The sequence below is a fragment of the Comamonas sp. wu1-DMT genome (assembly GCF_040187805.1).
GTDB lineage: Bacteria > Pseudomonadota > Gammaproteobacteria > Burkholderiales > Burkholderiaceae_C > Comamonas > Comamonas thiooxydans.
The window spans coordinates 638,803-655,235 of sequence record NZ_JBANEM010000001.1; the positions used below are offsets into that span (position 1 = coordinate 638,803).

Genomic DNA, 16,433 nt, shown 5'->3' on the forward strand with positions numbered 1-16,433 from the left:
CAAGTTGTACAATACAACCCAACATTCATCCAGTCAAGCCTGATTCATGACCGTTACACAGCGTCACTCCAAGCCAGCGCCGGACTTTCCCCGTCCCTACACCACGGTGGATGTGGTGATCTTCACGATTGCGCAAGCCCGCTTGAATGTATTGCTGGTGCAACGCCCAGGCCATGAAGACGATCCATTTCCCGGCCTCTGGGCTCTGCCCGGAGGGTTTGTGAATGTGGATCTCGATGCCGATCTGCAGGCCTGCGCCGCGCGCAAGCTCAAGGAGAAGACGGGTGTGGACAGCCCTTATCTGGAACAGCTTGGCAGCTGGGGCGGCGCGGCACGTGATCCGCGTGGCTGGTCGGCCACCCATGTGTACTTTGCGCTGATTCCCGCCCATGAACTGCAACTGACCAAAGGCGCCAATGCGGCCGATGTGGCCTGGTTCGAAGTGGATGAATTGCTGCGCCGGCCCGCACTGGCGTTTGACCATGGCAGCATCTTGCAGGCGGCGGTGGAGAGACTGCGCAGCAAGGTCGAATACACCTCGCTGCCCGCTTTTTTGCTGAACGAGCCCTTCACCCTGCCTCAGTTGCAGCAAGTCTATGAAACCGTGCTGGGTCGCAGCGTGGACAAAAGCGGCTTTCGCACCCGCATGCTGGCAGCGAACTTTCTGGTCGAAGCCGGCCATGTGGAAGGCGTGTCGAACCGCCCCGCCATGGGCTACCGGCTGGCGGACCGCAGCGGGCCCGTGGTATTTCCGCGCACATTCAGCCCACGCGGCCATTGATACAGGCGATTACCCGCCGCTGTGCCGAAACCGGGGCTTGCTGAGATAATCCTGCCCCTATGTCTCTCCTGCCCCACCAGCTCGAACTCCTGTCCCCGGCGCGCGACGCCGATATCGGCATCGAAGCCGTCAATCATGGCGCGGACGCCGTCTATATCGGCGGACCGGCCTTTGGCGCGCGAGCGACTGCAGGCAACGACATCCGCGATCTGGAGCGGCTCATCAAGCATGCCCACCGCTTTGGCAGCCGCATCTTCATCACGCTCAACACCATCTTGCGCGACGATGAACTGCAGGGCGCACGCGATATGGCCTGGCAGATCTACAACGCCGGCGCCGATGCGCTGATCATTCAGGACATGGGTCTGCTGGAACTCGATCTGCCACCCATCCAGCTGCACGCGTCCACCCAGACCGATATCCGCACGCCCGAGAAGGCCCGCTTTCTGCAGGACGCCGGCCTGTCGCAGATCGTGCTGGCGCGCGAGCTGGATCTGAAACAGATTGCCGCCGTGCGCGCCGCGACAGACCCGAGCCGCACCACCATCGAATACTTTGTGCATGGCGCACTGTGCGTGGCCTACTCGGGCCAGTGCTTCATCAGCCATGCCCATACCGGACGCAGCGCCAACCGTGGCGACTGCAACCAGGCCTGCCGCCTGCCTTATGAGGTGACAGACGCCAGCGGCCGCATCATCGCGCACGAAAAGCACGTGCTGTCCATGAAGGACAACAACCAGAGCGATAACCTGCGCGCGCTGATCGACGCCGGCGTGCGCAGCTTCAAGATCGAGGGCCGCTACAAGGACATGGGCTATGTGAAGAACATCACGGCCCATTACCGCAAGCTGCTCGACGAAATCATCGAGGAGCGCGAGTTCTCCGATCAGCCGCTGGCGCGCTCGTCGTCAGGCCGCACCACTTTCTCGTTCGAACCCGATCCGGATCAGAATTTCAACCGCGAGTTCACAGACTACTTCGTCAACGGCCGCAAGGATGACATCGGCGCCTTCGACACGCCCAAGACACCGGGTCGTGCCATAGGCTGGGTGACACAGGTCGGCGACAAATGGTTCGAGATCGAAACCAGCGACAAGACCGCCGAGCTGCACAACGGCGACGGTCTGTGCTACTACGATCTGCAAAAGGAACTGGTGGGCGTGCACATCAACCGTGCCGAATGCGTGAGCGCCAAAAAAGGCATCTGGCGCGTCTTCCCCAAAAACGAGATTGCCGAATTCAAGGATCTGCGCAAGGGCCTGGAAATCAACCGCAACCGCGATATGGACTGGGTGCGCACGCTGGAGAAAAAATCCAGCGAGCGCCGCATCGGTCTATGGGCCGAGTTCAAGGAAGCTGCTGCCGGCTTTGCGCTGACGCTGACCGACGAGGACGGATTTGTCGGGGCTGCCGCCATCGCGCACGAGCACCAGAGCGCCACCGACCCAGCCAAGGCAGAAGCCACGCTGCGCGAGCAACTGGGACGCTTTGGCGCGACGGTTTTCGAGGTGAACGATATTTCACTGAGCCTGAGCCAGCCCTGGTTTGTACCCGCCTCGGTGCTCAACCAGCTGCGTCGCGATGCCGTTGCCGCATTGGAGCAGGCCCGCGCCGACGGCTTTGTGCGCCTGCCCCGCGCCAAGCCCGTGGAGCCGCCCGTGCCTTTTCCTGAGGACACGCTGACCTATCTGGCCAATGTCTACAACCAGAAGGCCCATGACTTCTATGTGAAGCATGGCGTGAAGATCATCGACGCCGCCTACGAGAGCAAGGAAGAAGAAGGCGAAGTCTCGCTGATGATCACCAAGCACTGCGTGCGCTTCTCGATGAGCCTGTGTCCCAAGCAGGCCAAGGGCGTGATCGGCGTCAAGGGCACCATCAAGGCAGAGCCGCTGCAGCTGATCAACGGGAAGGAAAAGCTCACGCTGCGCTTTGACTGCAAGCCCTGCGAGATGCATGTGGTGGGCAAGATGAAGAAGTCAGTGCTCAACCAGCATGCCAAGGAAATGAAAGAGTCTCCCATGCAGTTCTACCGCACACGCCCCATGCCTCAGCAACTTTCCTGAGCACGTTTGAGCCCACAAAAAAGCCCGCTACCGGCAACGGTTGGCGGGCTTTTTTACAACCTCAGAACCACTGGTAAAAACCCTCGATTCAGTCCCTTTACTCAAATCGTCTATTTTTTAGGCAATCCGTGCAAATCACCATCTGGCGCGGGTTTCAAGGATTGAAAGCATAGTTTTCCACAAGAGCGTCCACATGATGCGGGGATAAAACTGAGGCATCCATCACACACAACTGTATACATGAACAGTTGCATGTATCAGGCTTGTCCAACAGCCGATGTCTTGCCGAAAGACAGCTTTGAACAAGCCTCTTGCAGCAACTTTGCCACTGTCGGCACCAGGGTGCTGAAGTTGGCAAACCCATGCAGCATGCCTTGCGCACGAAGGCTGGAAACGGGTACGCCGGCCTGCTGCAGGCGCAGGCCAAAGGCCTCTCCTTCGTCGCGCAATATGTCCAGCTCCGCCGTCACCAGCACTGCTGCCGGCAAACCAGCGAGATCGGGGTACTGCATGATGGAGGCCAGTGGATGTGCAGGCATGGCAGGGTGATAGTGACGCCACATCGCGGCCATGGCTTCGGTGGTGAGAAACGGCATCTGCCCATAAAGCGCATGCGATGGCGCATCCATATGCGCATCGCAGACCGGATAGAACAGCAGTTGCCGGGATATGCCTCTCCAGCCGTCTTCCTTGGCGCGCAGGCAGGTGGCGACGGCCAGATTGCCCCCCGCGCTGTCGCCCGCCACCATCAGCTGCCGCGCATCGCAATGCAGCTCGGCCGCATGCAGTGCCACCCAGCGCGTGGCAGCATAGGCGTCGTCCAGCGCGGCGGGAAAGACATGCTCGGGAGCCAGCCGGTAATCGACCGACACAATATTCATGCCGGTAATACGCGCCAGGTGGCGGCACAGATTGTCATGCGTTTCCAGCGTGCCTATGCACCAGCCGCCGCCGTGAAAATAGACCATGACCGGCGCTGCCTGCGCGGTGCCGGGACGGTACAGGCGCAGCTTGAGCGGCTGGCCATCGCCACCGGGAATGTCGATTTCGCGCACCTCATGCATGGGCAGGTCGGCAGGCGGGAAGGCCATGTGGTCCATGAGCTTGCGGATTTCGGGCACCGGAGTGGCCACAAAATCCATGGGCGGAGCATCCTTGAACTGCTCCAGCACGGCAGCCATTTCTGGGTGTATCTGCATTGGGACTCCTTGAAGTTGATGGAGCGCGCCCGACTAGGACAGGCCAGGACGGGCGCAAGACGGCACTCAGGCCACAAGCTCTTCGGTCTGGTGGTGGATATAGTCCTGCCATACCGGCGCACTCATCTCCTGCCTGAAGCGCGACTGCGACCAAGGCCATGTGTTGGGCACACCGTTTCTATCCAGGTACCAGCTGTTGCAGCCCGAGCCGAAGACCGAGCCTTTGGCGGCCTGCAAGCGCTCCTGGTCGTACTGAGCCAGGGCTTCGGGCCTGGCCGAAAGCCCTGCTACACCGGCTTGTTGACCACGCTCTATCAGTTGCGAGATGTAGCCCCACTGCATTTCCGAGGTATCGATCAGCGAGAAGTTGCCCACGGGAGAAGTCGGCCCGTTCATGAAGTAAAAGTTGGGAAAGCCCGGCACCGAGATGGACTTGTATGCCGTGGGCACATCGCTCCAGGCCTGCTCCAGCGTGGCTCCGTTCAGGCCCGTCACATTCATGGGGCGCACATAGCGGTCGGTCTTGAATCCCGTGGCCAGGACGATGATGTCCACCTCATGCAGCACGCCGTCGCTGGTACGCATTCCCTTTTTCTCGACCTTGGCAATAGCTTCGGTGATCAACTCGGAATCGGGGTGCTGGATCGCCTTGTAATAGTCGGGTGAATAAATCAGGCGCTTGCAACCAGCCCGGTAATGAGGCTGCAGTTTTTCACGCAAGGCTGCGTCTGCAACAGAGCCGTCCAGGTTATCCTGGCAGATTTTCTGAATTTCCTGAATCTGCTCCGAATTCGGGTCCAGCACACCCTCGGTAAAGCGCTCCACATTGGCTACATAAGTGGGTTCGCGCTGCAGATAAACCAGCAGATCGCGGTTGCTGCGGAATTCGGCACGCTGCTCTTCGCTGAAAGCCGGATTCTCGACCGGGAAAATCCACTGGGCCGTGCGCTGAAAATGCCGCACCCTGGCACGCGACGCCAGTGCGGAGACAATTTGCACGCCCGTTGATCCCGTGCCGATGACGGCGATCCTCTTGCCGTCCAGCGGTACAGAATGATCCCAGCGTGCACTGTGAATCGTGTCCCCCTCGAACTCCTCCAGGCCCTTGATCTGCGGATAGTTGGGGTGGTGCAGCACACCTGTGGCGGCAACCACCACCTTGCCCTGGTATTGCTTGCCATGCTGATCCTGCAGCGTCCATGCATCGCACGTCCATTCGGCACGCGTGATTTCGGTGCCGAACTGCGAAAAATCGGCAATACCGTATTTTTTGAACACGCCTTCGAAATACTGCTGAATCTCGGCTCCGGGCGGAAGTACCCGAGACCATTCGGGGTTGGGCTCGAAAGAATAGGTATAGGCGTGCGATGGCACATCGCAAGTCAGGCCTGGATAAGTATTATCCCGCCAGGTCCCCCCCAATGTCCCGGCCTTCTCCAGAATAATGAATTTCTTCCCGCTATTCTTCAGATGAATACCAGCCAGAATTCCGGACATTCCGCAACCAATCACTATGACGTCATATTTCATTGGAATTCCTTAAATATTAATTACTTTTGCTGCAGAGAATCCACCATCTACCGGAAGATTGACCCCGGTAATAAATGAAGAAATATCGGAAAGCAAAAATGCCACGGCATTACCCACCTCTTGCGACCTGCCCGCCCGCTTGAGCAAATGCATGGCCTCGAAAGCCCGGCCTACAGGCAGTTCATCAAGCATGGTGGTCATGGGTGTATGGATATAGCCGGGGCTGATGCTGTTGACCCGCACGCCGTAAGGACCGAGATCCGATGCCAGACTGCGCACCATCTGGATCACAGCCCCCTTGGAGGTGCAATAGGCCAGATTGGTCGGGTTGCCCAGCATTCCGTTGATGCTGGCGATGGTGACGATGGAGCCCTGACCACGCTGTTTCATGTGGCTGGCCACAGCACGAGCACTGAGCATGGTCCCCGTCAAATTGACCTGCAGTACCTGCTCCCACTCCTGCAAGGGCATGCTCTCCAGATCACCCACGCGGGAAATGCCAGCAGAAGTCACCAGCCCATCAATCTGCCCATAGCGGTCCAGCATGTAAGCAACCAACTCATTGGTCAGCTTCTCGCTGCTCACGTCAAGCTTGCGAAATTCGCAGCCCTGCGGCAAATCCTGGCTTTGCTGAAGATCGGCACACACAACCTTGGCTCCGCTGGCTGCCAGGGCCTGGGCGCTGGCCAGGCCTATGCCCGAGGCACCACCTGTAACCAGAACCACTTTTCCTTCCAAACCACTGATGAATGGATTCATTTTCAAACCTCAATACTGGCTGACCGCCACCAATTGGCGATGAGGATTGAGATTCTTTGTTCTTTTCAAATTCAAATCACTCTGATTTCTCCTCTTTACAAAATAAGTTTGTGTTTACAGTCCCTAGTGGAAACCATTAATTCATTCGGACGTACTGTGCCCGGATTTTTTATATGTCAAGCAGGTCTTCCCATTTAATCAATCAATAAAGACTGTAAACACCTTCAATAACTGTCAAGCGGGAATTCGTGAGAAATATAGATAAGCCGAAAATGCTTTAATCCATTCGTATTTAGCCAATGAGGAAATCATGAAAGTTGCAGTCATCACCGGTGCAGCCAGTGGAATTGGTGCAGGCCTTGCCAAAAAGGCAGTCACTCTTGGAATGAAGGTCGTGGTTGCAGACCGCGACCAGGCGGGTCTTGAGAAAGTCGCGCTGGAACTGGGAGATCAGGCATTGGCCGTGGCCACCGATGTCACCAGCCAGGCGTCGCTGGATACACTGGCCGACAAGGCCTATGCAGCTTTCGGTCAGGTCGATCTGCTGTTCAACAACGCAGGCGTTCTCAGCACCGGCAATAGCTGGGAGATCAGCGATGCCAAGTGGCAGCAGGCCTGGCAAGTCAACGTCAACGGCATTGTCAATGGCCTGCGCGCTTTTGTGCCGCGTCTGCTCAAGGCCAACCGGCCTGCCCGCATCATCAACACAGCATCGGTAGGCGGTTTTCTGCCCAGTGCCATGATGGCCCCCTACTCCGCCACCAAGTTCGCAGTGGTCGCGCTGACCGAAGGTCTGGCTGGCGAACTCGCGGCCATTGATCCGCAAATCAAGGTCTCGCTGCTGGCACCAGGCCCCGTCAGGACAGCCATCTTCCGAGAAGCACCTGACGCGGCGTCGGCAAAATTTCACGGCATGATGACCCATTTGCTCGACGAAAACGGCATGGACACCGAGGAGTTCGCCAACCGCGTCTTTGCTGCCATTGACCGTGGTGAATACTGGATCGTGCCTCAGCCGGAAATGTTGGACCCGCTGCTCAAGGCCCGCAACAAGCTCATCGAGACGCGAGCCGACCCAGTACTGTCCTGGACGCAGGAGACCGCAGAGTGAAACCAGAGCCTGCTTTTGCAGGCCCTGGCAGCATTTGCGGGGCACACCCGGATATCAGGTGCCCCAAAGCTCTCTGGCCACCTGCTCGAACTGGCGTCGCATCACGTTTTTCTGCACCTTGCCCGTCGCCGTGGACGGGAAGGCCTCCACAAAATGGACCAGTTTTGGCACTTCAAAGCCGCTGAGATGATTCCGGCAATGGGCCAGTATCGACTCCGAATCCACCTGAGCCCCCGGCTTGCGCATGACAAAGGCACAGACCGCCTCGCTCCAGTGGGGGTGCGGCAGTCCGAACACGGCGGCGGCCGCCACCTCCGGATGCGCCAGCACCACGGCTTCAACCTTCACGCTGGCCACGTTCTCGCCGCCGGTCTTGATCATGTCCTTCTTGCGATCTATGAACTCCATCCGTCCCTGTGCGTCCCACATGCCCAGGTCGCCGGTATGGTGCCAGCCGAACTTCTGTGCCTCTGCCGTCGCCTTGGGGTCCTTGAAATAACCCAGCATGACATTGGGGCCGCGATGCACGATCTCGCCGACCTGACCCGCTCCCAGCAGATTGCCATCGTCATCCATAACGGCGGTCTCACAAGTGCTCAGAGAGCGCCCCCAGAAATTGGCATCGCATTCGGCGTTGAGCAAGGGGTGGAAAGTCATGGTGGCCGGATATATCTCGGTCTGCCCCGTGGCTAGAGAGATATTGCGGCACATGCGCTGCGCAATCTGGGCGATCAAGGGTTTGGGAATGGGCGCCATGGCATAGATGCACTGCCGGATGGTGCTGGGCGCGAAACCCGGATCGGCCAGCACCGCGGCATACATCAGGGGCAGTCCGACAAAGATCGTCACACCTTCCTTCATCACTAGTTGCCCTACCTCCGCCGGCACAAACTGCCGCGTGAGCACGGTGCAAGCGCCTGCCGCCAGCGCAGTCTGCACCAGCGCATGCTGGGCGCAATGAAACAGAGGCAACCAGCCGCTGAGCACATCGGCCTCGCCATATTTCATCTCGTCGATATTGCCCTTGACCGCCGCATATACCGACAGATGGGAATGCACTACACCCTTGGGATTGCCCGTGGTGCCGCTGGTATACATGAGCAAGGCCGCCTGGTTGTCGTCAATATCAACCTCGGGCATAGCATCGGACTGGCCTGCCTCGGCCTGTATCAGCGATATGCCCGGCAGTCCTTGCTGCACTTGATGCATTTGCAGGCGCGTGATGATGAGAGGCACTTGCAATTGCTGCAGAATTTCGGCCAGTCCGGGCAGGGCCAGCAACTCCTGATCGAGCACCACTGCCGACACCTCAGCATGCCGCAGGATGTAGTCGATGCTCGATACCTCCAGCTTGATATTGACAGGTACCCACACCTGCCCCGCCTTGTGAATGGCATTGCAGGCCACCACCATGTCTATGGAATTGGCGCACAGCATGCCGATCTGCTTGCCCGTACCCAGCGTCGACAGCAAGTAATGCGCGAAGCGCGAACTTCGCGCATCCAGCTCGGCATAGCTGATGCGCTCAGCACCATCGACCAGCGCAGTGCGGCTGCCAGACTTGCGCGCACTGCGGTAGAGCAGATCACCCAGCGCAATGCGCCGGATGCCCCGTGCCTCCTTCGTCAGACTCATCTCGATCATGGTTTGTCTCCTTGATAGTGTGCAACCCGGAACCCATAACCCACGCTTTTTCTTGTTGTGTCTCTAATCCTGCTGCGGCATGGCCATCGCGGCGGCAGCAACCATGGGCGAAAGCTGGCCCTGCGCCCCGCCGTCACAGGCAATGACCGTGCCGGAGATATAGCTGGCCGCATCGCTGCCCAGAAACAGGGCCAGCTGGGCAATGTCCGCGGTCGTTCCCATGCGCCCCAGCGGCACCATGCTGCGTACCAGAGCGTCTCCTTCAGCTCCCTGCGGGGCCAGCCGGCGCATGCCTTCCGTGCCCTCGATGGGGCCGGGAGAAATGGCGTTCACACGAATGCCCTTGGCGCCCCACTCCAGCGCCAGTACCCGCGCCAGATGGTCCACTCCCGCCTTGGCGGCGCAGACATGGGCCTGGTACATCATGGGGACGGTGGACTGCGGCGCGGTGATGAAGATCAGGCTCGCCCCGGGCTGCCGCAAGTGCGCCAGTGCCTGACGCGCGACATGAAAGCTGCCCAGCAGATCAATGTCCACCACCACCCTGAAAGCGTTGGACGACATCTGCTGGGCAGGCGCGAGAAAGTTGCCTGCCGCACCAGATACCAGCACGTCGAGCGGCCCGTGGCAAGCCACGGCCTGCGCCAGCGCCGCTGCCACCGCCTGTTCATCGCGCACATCGGCTACCACGCCAAAGGCCTGCGCCCCCAGCGTCGCCAGGGCCGCGTCCACATTGGCCTGCTTGCGGCTGACGACCGAGACCCGGGCTCCTGCCATCGCGTAGTGCTGGGCAATGCCCAGGTTGATGCCTGTGGTGCCGCCAAACACCATCACATGGCGGCCCGAAAAATCAAATTGCACATTCATGAACAGCACTCCTCTGCTCGCAACAAGGCTTTCTGGATCTTTCCTGCCGGGGTCAATGGCAACTCGGTGCGAAACACCAGCTGGCGCGGCAGCTTGTAGTCAGCGAGCTGCTGGCGGCAATGCGTGAGCAGTTCCTCCTCGCTCACGCTGGCATCAGGTCTGATCACGATGTAGTAGCGCCCCACCTCGCCCAGCACGGGGTCCGGCACGCCTATGCCGGCGACCATCAGCACGCCTGCATGACTGGCAATCACGCCCTCCACCTCGCTGGGATAGACGTTGAAGCCGCCCTGTATGAACATGTCTTTTTGCCGCCCCTTGAGGTGGATCAGGCCCTGCTCATCCACAAACCCCAGATCACCCGAATGAAGCCAGCCGCCGGCAAAAGCATCTTCGTCCTGCTGCTGCCCAACATAGGCCGGAATCACCCCTGCACCACGAAACCACAGCTCCCCCACCTCGCCGCTGCGCAGCTCTTCGCCATCGGCCCCGGCCACGCGCAGCTGCGCCCCTTGCAGCGGCTTGCCTATGCTGTGCAGCAGGGCTTGCTGATCCGCCTGCCAGGGTGTCATCGCGATGGCCCCGGAAGTCTCGGACAGACCATAGAGATTCATGATGTTCACGCCCGGAAACTGCTGCTGCAGCCGCTGCAGCAACACCGGCTCCACATTCGATCCGCCCACCACAATCAGGCGCAGCCGGCTCATATCCACCTCTGCCAGAAGCGGATGCATGAGCAGCAGCGTCAGCATGGTGGGCACGCCCACCAGCCAGGTCGGCGGACGCTTTTGCGCCATCCTCAACACGGATTCGGGGCTGAACATGGGCACCAGTTCGCAGCAGCCGCCCGCCAGCAACATGGTCAGCACGCCGCAGGTAATGCCGCCCACATGGTTGAGCGGCATGGCCAGTTGCACCATATCCTCCGCCGCAGCCTTCACATGCGCATGCTGCGCCAGCGCTGAGCCCAATTGAGAGCGATGCGTCAGCCCCGCTGCCTTGGGCCTGCCCGTGGTGCCGGATGTGTAGATGATCATCAGCAGGTCATCCGATGCAGGACCGTCGCCTTCATGCAAGGCTTTCGCGCCGGACCGCAGCGCTTGCTCGAATCCTTCATCCACCCACAGCAGATGCTCCAGCGCCGCAAAACGCCGACGGGCCTGCGCCAGAGTGTTCTGGTAGTCGAAGCCGGCAAACTCGCGCGGCGCAAGCACGGCCTTGACCTGGCTGTCCTGCAGCATGAAGTCCAGCTCGGCATCGCGGTATCGGACGCTGAGGCCCACCACGACCAGCCCCGTCTTCGCCGCCGCAAGATAGCTCAGCACCCAGGGCAGACCGTTGGGCAGGATGATGCCGATGCGATCACCGGGTCGCAGGCCCAGCGAGGACAGATGGGCAGCCCAGGCGCTGGCCATGACATCCACCTGCTGCCAGCTGTAGCTGCGCCCCTGGTCGATATAGGCATTCCTGTGGGGATGGTCGGCTACGGTCTGCGCCAGTGCCTGCGCCACGGTCCGAGGAGGAGTACAAGCGTTCATCTGTGACTTCTCCCCGATTCAGGCCGCCAGGTGCAGCATCTGCCTGGCCTCCCTGGGAGTGGCGACTTCACGGCCCACATCACGCGCATAGCGAGCCAGCTGCTCTATCAGCGGAGCGTTGGATGTGACCTTGCTGCCGTCGGGCAGATAGAAAGTGTCTTCCAGTCCGCTGCGCAGATGTCCGCCGAGCTCGGCTGTGCGCAAATGGGTGGGCCAGATCTCGCTGCGCCCAATCAGCGTGGTCTGCCAGGGCGCATCCTTGATCTTGAGCCTGAGCAGTATGGGCAGCAGATCGGGGTCTGCCGGCATGCCGGACTCCACCCCCATCACGAAGTTGTATTCGGGCAGGCCTCGGTACATGCCGGTTTCCACATACATGCCCACGCAGCGCACGATGCCCACGTCAAAGCACTCGAACTCGGGCAATGTGCCGGTCTCTGCCATCACATCGAGAAAGTCCTGCACCTTGGCGGGCTGATTGTCGAACAGCATGGGCGGCCAGGCCCAGCTTCCATTGCTGCGGGTCTTGAGATAGTTGAGCGAGCCCGCATTGCAGGCCGCCATCTCTGGCCGCGTGGCACGTAAACAATCCAACGGTCCCTGGTAGTCGGGGCCGACCACGCCAGTGGTCTGATTGATGATGAGCTCGGGGCAGGCTGCACGCATGGCATCCACGCAGGCCCTGGCCACTGCCGGATCCCAGCTGGGCAGATGACCCTTGCCCTCCTCCTGGCGCCTGAAGTGGACATGAACCACCGATGCGCCTGCGTCGTAGGCTCGGCGCGCCTCTTGCGCCAGTTGCTCTGGCGTCACGGGCACATGATGCTGATTCGGATCGGTCAGTACCCCGGTAATGGAACAGGTAATAATGGCTTTGTCGGACATATCGCTCCTTGGATAGAAGCTGATAACGCTTCATTCACAAGCGTTTCAGGCTGATTTCGCTCAAATTTCCCGGCAACGGCTGAGGCCGCTGCAACAGCCGCGCTAGATACGCCACTGGCGCGCGGCCAGCTCTTTCATGATTTCCTCGGTGCCGCCGCCAATCGTCAGCACCTTGACTTCGCGGTAGATGCGCTCGCTCAGCGTGCCGCGCATAAAGCCCATGCCACCCAGAATCTGCACCGCCGTATCGGCGCAGAACTGCATGGTCTGGGTGGCGTGGTTCTTGAGCACGCAGACCTCGCCCACCCAATCCGCACCGCTGTCGCCGCCATCGGCACGTGCGCAGACGGCGTTGAGCCAGGCTTCGGTACTGCGCAGGCGCTGCTGCATGTCCACCAGCTTGTGGCGTATGACCTGATGCTGATTGAGCGTCACGCCAAAGGTCTGGCGCTGCTGGGCCCAGGCCAGCGCCTCGTCATAGCAGGCCTGGGCAAAGCCCAGTGCACCACAGGCAATGCCCAGGCGCTCGCCGTTGAAGTTCTGCATGATGGCGCGAAAACCCTCGCCCTCGGCGCCGAGCAAATTGCTGGCCGGCACGCGCACGCCATCAAACAACAGGTGGGCCGTGTCCGAGCATTGCCAGCCCATCTTGTGCAACGGGCTGCGTCTCAAACCCTCGCTGCCGCCAGGCACCAGGATCAGGGAGATGCCGGATGCACCTCTTTCCTCGCCCGTGCGCACCGCCACCGTGATCCAGTCCGCACGCATGCCCGAAGTGATGAAGGTCTTCTCGCCCTCGATCACATACTCGTGGCCATCGCGCCTGGCCCTGGTACGCAGCGCCGCTACGTCCGATCCGCCGCCTGGCTCGGTAATCGCCAGCGCCGCGATCTTGCGGCCCAAGAGCACATCGGGCACCACCTGCTGCTTGAGCGCATCACTACCCAGAGCCACCACGGGCGGCAGGCCGATGTTGTGCGACAGCAGACTGGCCAGCACGCCGCCACTGCCGCCGTAGCGGCACAGCGCCAGCCACAGAGCTGCGCGCAGGCTGTGTGTAGCCGCAGTACCACCGAGCTCCTCGGGGTAGCCAATGCCGAGCAGCCCCAGCTCGGCGGCCTGGCGATAGAGCTGGCGCGGGAACTCGCCCGCCTCGTCCCAGGCCGTGACATGGGGGGCGATTTGCTCGCGCGCAAAGCGACGCACCAGGTCATAGAGCATTTCACGTTCAGCAGCATCCGTCATGCAGGACCTCCAGACATGGGCGCCAGTTTCAGCAGCACCTGACCCGGCGCCACCTGCTGGCCGGCATTGACCAGCACGGCCTCGACCCGACAGTCGGCCTTCACGCTCAGACTGTGCTCCAGCTTCATGGATTCGATGACCACGACCACATCGCCGGCCTTGAGCGCCTGCCCGGCCACCGCCCCCAGTTGCACCACACGGCCGTTGAACGGCGCGCGCAGTTCTGCAGTCTGGCCCGCTGCTGCCGCATTCTCGGGCGGGGCATAGCTCACATCTTCGAGCCACCAGTCCACGCCGCCGGCCTGCAGATGCCAGCGCGAGCCGCCCTGCCCGGCGGGCAGTTGCACGGCCTGCACGGTTTGGGTCAGGCCCTCACATCTCGCTCGCCAGCCATCGCCCAACAACTCGTCCACCTGCAGCAGCGCAGGCTCGGCGCCATGCCACTGCAGCAGCCAGCTTTGTGCGGTCTCGGGCCTCAGGGTCAGCTCCTGTGTCCGGCCCCGGTGCTGCAGCTTGCGCAACTGGGCATAACTGCAAGCCAGCGGCCCCGGCCTTTGGCCCACGGCGCACAGCGCTCCCCAGTGCTGGTGCGCCAGAGCTTCCTTTTCTCGCAGCTGCTGCTGCAAGCGTGGCGCATCGCCCGCCAGATAGGAGATCAGAGCCTGACCGCGCCTGAACACCTCGTCGTTCAGGCATTCAATCAGAAAGGCGCGGTTGGTCGGCAAGCCCAGCACCCTGAGCCGGCCCAGCGCATGAATCAGCCGGTCGATGGCTTGCTCCCGCGTTGGCGCATGGACGATCAGCTTGCCCAGCATGGCGTCGTAATAGGGCGTGACTTCGCTGCCGATGTGCAATGCGTGGTCAAAGCGCAGCGGCGCGCGGCTGAAGATGGCAGCCTCGGGGGGCGAGAAATGCCGCACCACGCCGGCATGTGGCTGAAAGTTCTCGTCTTCGGCGCACAGCCGCACCTCGATGGCGTGGCCGTCGAGCCGAACCTGCTGCTGCGTCAACGGCAAGGCTTCGCCACGCGCCACGCGAATCTGCCACTCGACCAGATCCAGGCCCGTCAAGGCCTCGGTCACAGGATGCTCGACCTGCAGCCTGGTATTCATCTCCATCAGATAGAACTGCCGGCCTTCGACCAGGAATTCCACCGTACCCGCACCCACATAGCCTGCGGCCTTGGCCAAGGCCACGGCGCAGTTGCCCATCTGCTCTCGCAGCTCGACATTGACGGCCGGACTGGGGGATTCCTCGATGATCTTCTGGTGGCGGCGCTGAACCGAGCAGTCGCGCTCCCCCAGATGAATCACATGGCCATGCCCGTCGGCAAACACCTGCACCTCCACATGGCGCGGATGCATGACGGCACGCTCCACCAGCAAGTCACCATTGCCGAAACCAGCCAATGCTTCGGAACGTGCGCTGTTCAGAGCGGCATGCAATTGCTGGGCACTTTCCACCAGCCGCATGCCGCGTCCTCCCCCACCGGCCACGGCCTTGACCATGACGGGGTAGCCAATCATGGCGGCTTCGTCGGCAAAGCGCGCGTCACACTGGTCATCGCCTTCGTAGCCCGGCAGACAGGGCACGCCATGGGCCTTGGCCAGTTGCTTGGCGGCGGCCTTGCTGCCGAGCTGGCGAATCGCCGCCGGCGGCGGGCCAATCCATATCAGGCCCGCTTCCTGGACGGCCTGGGCAAAGCCGGCATCCTCACTGAGAAAGCCGTAGCCGGGGTGCACGGCATCGGCCCCTGTTGCCTTGGCAGCCGCCAGCAGCTTGTGCATGTCCAGATAGCTCTGTGCCGATGTCAGCCCGCCCAGTGCATAGGCCTGTGTGGACTGTTGCACATGGAGGCTTCCTGCATCCGCATCCGAGTACACCGCCACGGTATCTATGCCCATGCGCCTGGCCGTAGCCATGATGCGCAGCGCAATCTCGCCACGATTGGCAATCAGAATGCGCTTCATGATGTGCCTCCTGCAATGCAGGTCCAGGGAGCGGGCTGCTTGCTGGAAAAGGCCTTGAGCCCCGCCCCTGCCTCAGCGCTGCGCAGTGCACTGGCAAAGACCTGCGCGCCCTGGTTCAGCGATGCATCCAGACTTTGCCCGCCAATCGCTGCCAGCAATTTTTTGGTGGCAGCCACCGCCTGCGGTGCGGTCTGCACGCAGATTTCAAGCTGATGCTGCAACTGCTCGCGCCAATGGGCAGCGTCTGTGGCCTGGATCACGGTCTGCACCAGGCCAACCTCCTGCGCCTGGCTTGCGGACCAGCGCTGACCGCCCAGCAGCCATTGACGCCCAGAACCGTCGCCCAGCCTGCGCAGCACAAACGGCGCGATCTGCGCGGGCACAATGCCCAGCGTCACCTCGGGTGTGGCAAAGACGGCCTGCTGATCCGCCACCACCCAGTCGGCCACGCAGACCAGCCCCACACCGCCGCCCATGGCTGCGCCCTGCACGGCAGCGATCAGCAACTGGGGCAACTCTGCCAGTTGCTGCAGCAGATGACCAAACTCGCGGTTGACCTGAACCAGCGGGTCCTGTGCGCCCGCAGGCAGCGGCGAGCCTATGCTGCTGGCAAAGCCTCCCAGGCTCCCACCCGCGCAGAAATGCCCGCCGTTGCCGAACAGCACCACCACGCGCAGCAGTGAATCCTTCTGCGCTCTGGCGGCGTGATCGCGCAAGGCTTGCACCACCTCATCAGTCAGTGCATTGCGGGTTTGCGGCGAGTTCAGTCGCCACCATTCCACAAAGCCGCTGCCCAAGGGAAGACGTTCGATTTCAAGCACCTGGGTCATGCGCCGCT

Annotated in this window: 13 protein-coding genes; 3 read left to right on the plus strand and 10 right to left on the minus strand. The window is 61.2% G+C overall.

Annotated features, from left to right (window positions below; translation table 11 throughout):
* The first annotated feature begins 46 nt into the window (after positions 1-46).
* Entirely contained in the window at positions 47-781 is a 735-nt protein-coding gene (locus tag V8Z78_RS02950) for an NUDIX hydrolase (RefSeq protein WP_039048458.1), read from the plus strand.
* A 59-nt stretch (positions 782-840) separates the two neighbouring features.
* Positions 841-2,847: a peptidase U32 family protein gene (locus V8Z78_RS02955; RefSeq protein WP_057092056.1), complete on the plus strand. Its 2,007-nt coding sequence runs from the start codon at positions 841-843 to the stop codon at positions 2,845-2,847.
* A gap of 257 nt (positions 2,848-3,104) precedes the next feature.
* Here the strand turns inward: V8Z78_RS02955 and V8Z78_RS02960 are convergent, their stop codons facing one another.
* The 3 genes from V8Z78_RS02960 to V8Z78_RS02970 all read right to left on the minus strand — a co-directional run bounded on the left by V8Z78_RS02960 (position 3,105) and on the right by V8Z78_RS02970 (position 6,335).
* Positions 3,105-4,046 carry an alpha/beta hydrolase gene (locus tag V8Z78_RS02960; RefSeq protein WP_057092055.1) on the minus strand — a complete coding sequence of 314 codons (942 nt, stop codon included), beginning with the start codon at positions 4,044-4,046 and terminating at the stop codon, positions 3,105-3,107.
* 66 nt (positions 4,047-4,112) lie between these two features.
* Complete coding sequence (locus tag V8Z78_RS02965; protein ID WP_279087692.1) at positions 4,113-5,576, minus strand: flavin-containing monooxygenase; 1,464 nt, start codon at positions 5,574-5,576, stop codon at positions 4,113-4,115.
* Positions 5,577-5,585: 9 nt separating this feature from the next.
* Positions 5,586-6,335 (minus strand): SDR family NAD(P)-dependent oxidoreductase, encoded by a 750-nt coding sequence (locus tag V8Z78_RS02970; RefSeq protein ID WP_279087694.1) that lies wholly within the window; start codon positions 6,333-6,335, stop codon positions 5,586-5,588.
* Between the two features lie 310 nt (positions 6,336-6,645).
* Here V8Z78_RS02970 and V8Z78_RS02975 point away from each other — a divergent pair, with 310 nt between their 5' ends.
* Positions 6,646-7,446: an SDR family oxidoreductase gene (locus tag V8Z78_RS02975; protein WP_046460730.1), complete on the plus strand. Its 801-nt coding sequence runs from the start codon at positions 6,646-6,648 to the stop codon at positions 7,444-7,446.
* 54 nt (positions 7,447-7,500) lie between these two features.
* On the opposite strand, the gene V8Z78_RS02980 is transcribed toward V8Z78_RS02975, so the two are convergent.
* From V8Z78_RS02980 to V8Z78_RS03010, 7 genes are all read right to left on the minus strand, one after another.
* The gene (locus V8Z78_RS02980; RefSeq protein ID WP_046460729.1) at positions 7,501-9,090 is read right to left on the minus strand and encodes a class I adenylate-forming enzyme family protein; all 1,590 of its coding nucleotides are present in this window, start codon (positions 9,088-9,090) and stop codon (positions 7,501-7,503) included.
* Positions 9,091-9,153: 63 nt separating this feature from the next.
* Positions 9,154-9,957 carry an SDR family oxidoreductase gene (locus V8Z78_RS02985; protein ID WP_003063298.1) on the minus strand — a complete coding sequence of 268 codons (804 nt, stop codon included), beginning with the start codon at positions 9,955-9,957 and terminating at the stop codon, positions 9,154-9,156.
* On the minus strand, positions 9,954-11,495 hold the full coding sequence (locus tag V8Z78_RS02990) for a class I adenylate-forming enzyme family protein (RefSeq protein ID WP_046460728.1): 1,542 nt from the start codon (positions 11,493-11,495) through the stop codon (positions 9,954-9,956). The genes V8Z78_RS02985 and V8Z78_RS02990 overlap by 4 nt, the downstream gene beginning before the upstream one ends.
* Positions 11,496-11,513: 18 nt before the next feature.
* Positions 11,514-12,380 (minus strand): beta-keto acid cleavage family enzyme, encoded by an 867-nt coding sequence (locus V8Z78_RS02995; RefSeq protein WP_003069778.1) that lies wholly within the window; start codon positions 12,378-12,380, stop codon positions 11,514-11,516.
* Positions 12,381-12,482: 102 nt separating this feature from the next.
* On the minus strand, positions 12,483-13,625 hold the full coding sequence (locus tag V8Z78_RS03000; protein ID WP_046460727.1) for an acyl-CoA dehydrogenase family protein: 1,143 nt from the start codon (positions 13,623-13,625) through the stop codon (positions 12,483-12,485).
* Entirely contained in the window at positions 13,622-15,595 is a 1,974-nt protein-coding gene (locus tag V8Z78_RS03005; protein WP_003069774.1) for an acetyl/propionyl/methylcrotonyl-CoA carboxylase subunit alpha, read from the minus strand. Before V8Z78_RS03005 ends, V8Z78_RS03000 begins: the two co-directional genes overlap by 4 nt.
* On the minus strand, positions 15,592-16,425 hold the full coding sequence (locus tag V8Z78_RS03010) for an enoyl-CoA hydratase/isomerase family protein (protein ID WP_046460726.1): 834 nt from the start codon (positions 16,423-16,425) through the stop codon (positions 15,592-15,594). Before V8Z78_RS03010 ends, V8Z78_RS03005 begins: the two co-directional genes overlap by 4 nt.
* Between the last annotated feature and the right edge of the window lie 8 nt (positions 16,426-16,433).

What these genes read in the sequence shown, in the direction of transcription:
- V8Z78_RS02950 (WP_039048458.1), top strand. Translation starts at nt 47, where the DNA reads ATGACCGTTACACAGCGTCACTCCAAGCCAGCGCCGGACTTTCCCCGT.
- V8Z78_RS03005 (WP_003069774.1), bottom strand. Translation starts at nt 15,595, where the DNA reads ATGAAGCGCATTCTGATTGCCAATCGTGGCGAGATTGCGCTGCGCATC.
- V8Z78_RS02955 (WP_057092056.1), top strand. Translation starts at nt 841, where the DNA reads ATGTCTCTCCTGCCCCACCAGCTCGAACTCCTGTCCCCGGCGCGCGAC.
- V8Z78_RS03000 (WP_046460727.1), bottom strand. Translation starts at nt 13,625, where the DNA reads ATGACGGATGCTGCTGAACGTGAAATGCTCTATGACCTGGTGCGTCGC.
- V8Z78_RS02970 (WP_279087694.1), bottom strand. Translation starts at nt 6,335, where the DNA reads ATGAATCCATTCATCAGTGGTTTGGAAGGAAAAGTGGTTCTGGTTACA.
- V8Z78_RS02980 (WP_046460729.1), bottom strand. Translation starts at nt 9,090, where the DNA reads ATGATCGAGATGAGTCTGACGAAGGAGGCACGGGGCATCCGGCGCATT.
- V8Z78_RS02975 (WP_046460730.1), top strand. Translation starts at nt 6,646, where the DNA reads ATGAAAGTTGCAGTCATCACCGGTGCAGCCAGTGGAATTGGTGCAGGC.
- V8Z78_RS03010 (WP_046460726.1), bottom strand. Translation starts at nt 16,425, where the DNA reads ATGACCCAGGTGCTTGAAATCGAACGTCTTCCCTTGGGCAGCGGCTTT.
- V8Z78_RS02985 (WP_003063298.1), bottom strand. Translation starts at nt 9,957, where the DNA reads ATGAATGTGCAATTTGATTTTTCGGGCCGCCATGTGATGGTGTTTGGC.
- V8Z78_RS02960 (WP_057092055.1), bottom strand. Translation starts at nt 4,046, where the DNA reads ATGCAGATACACCCAGAAATGGCTGCCGTGCTGGAGCAGTTCAAGGAT.
- V8Z78_RS02990 (WP_046460728.1), bottom strand. Translation starts at nt 11,495, where the DNA reads ATGAACGCTTGTACTCCTCCTCGGACCGTGGCGCAGGCACTGGCGCAG.
- V8Z78_RS02995 (WP_003069778.1), bottom strand. Translation starts at nt 12,380, where the DNA reads ATGTCCGACAAAGCCATTATTACCTGTTCCATTACCGGGGTACTGACC.
- V8Z78_RS02965 (WP_279087692.1), bottom strand. Translation starts at nt 5,576, where the DNA reads ATGAAATATGACGTCATAGTGATTGGTTGCGGAATGTCCGGAATTCTG.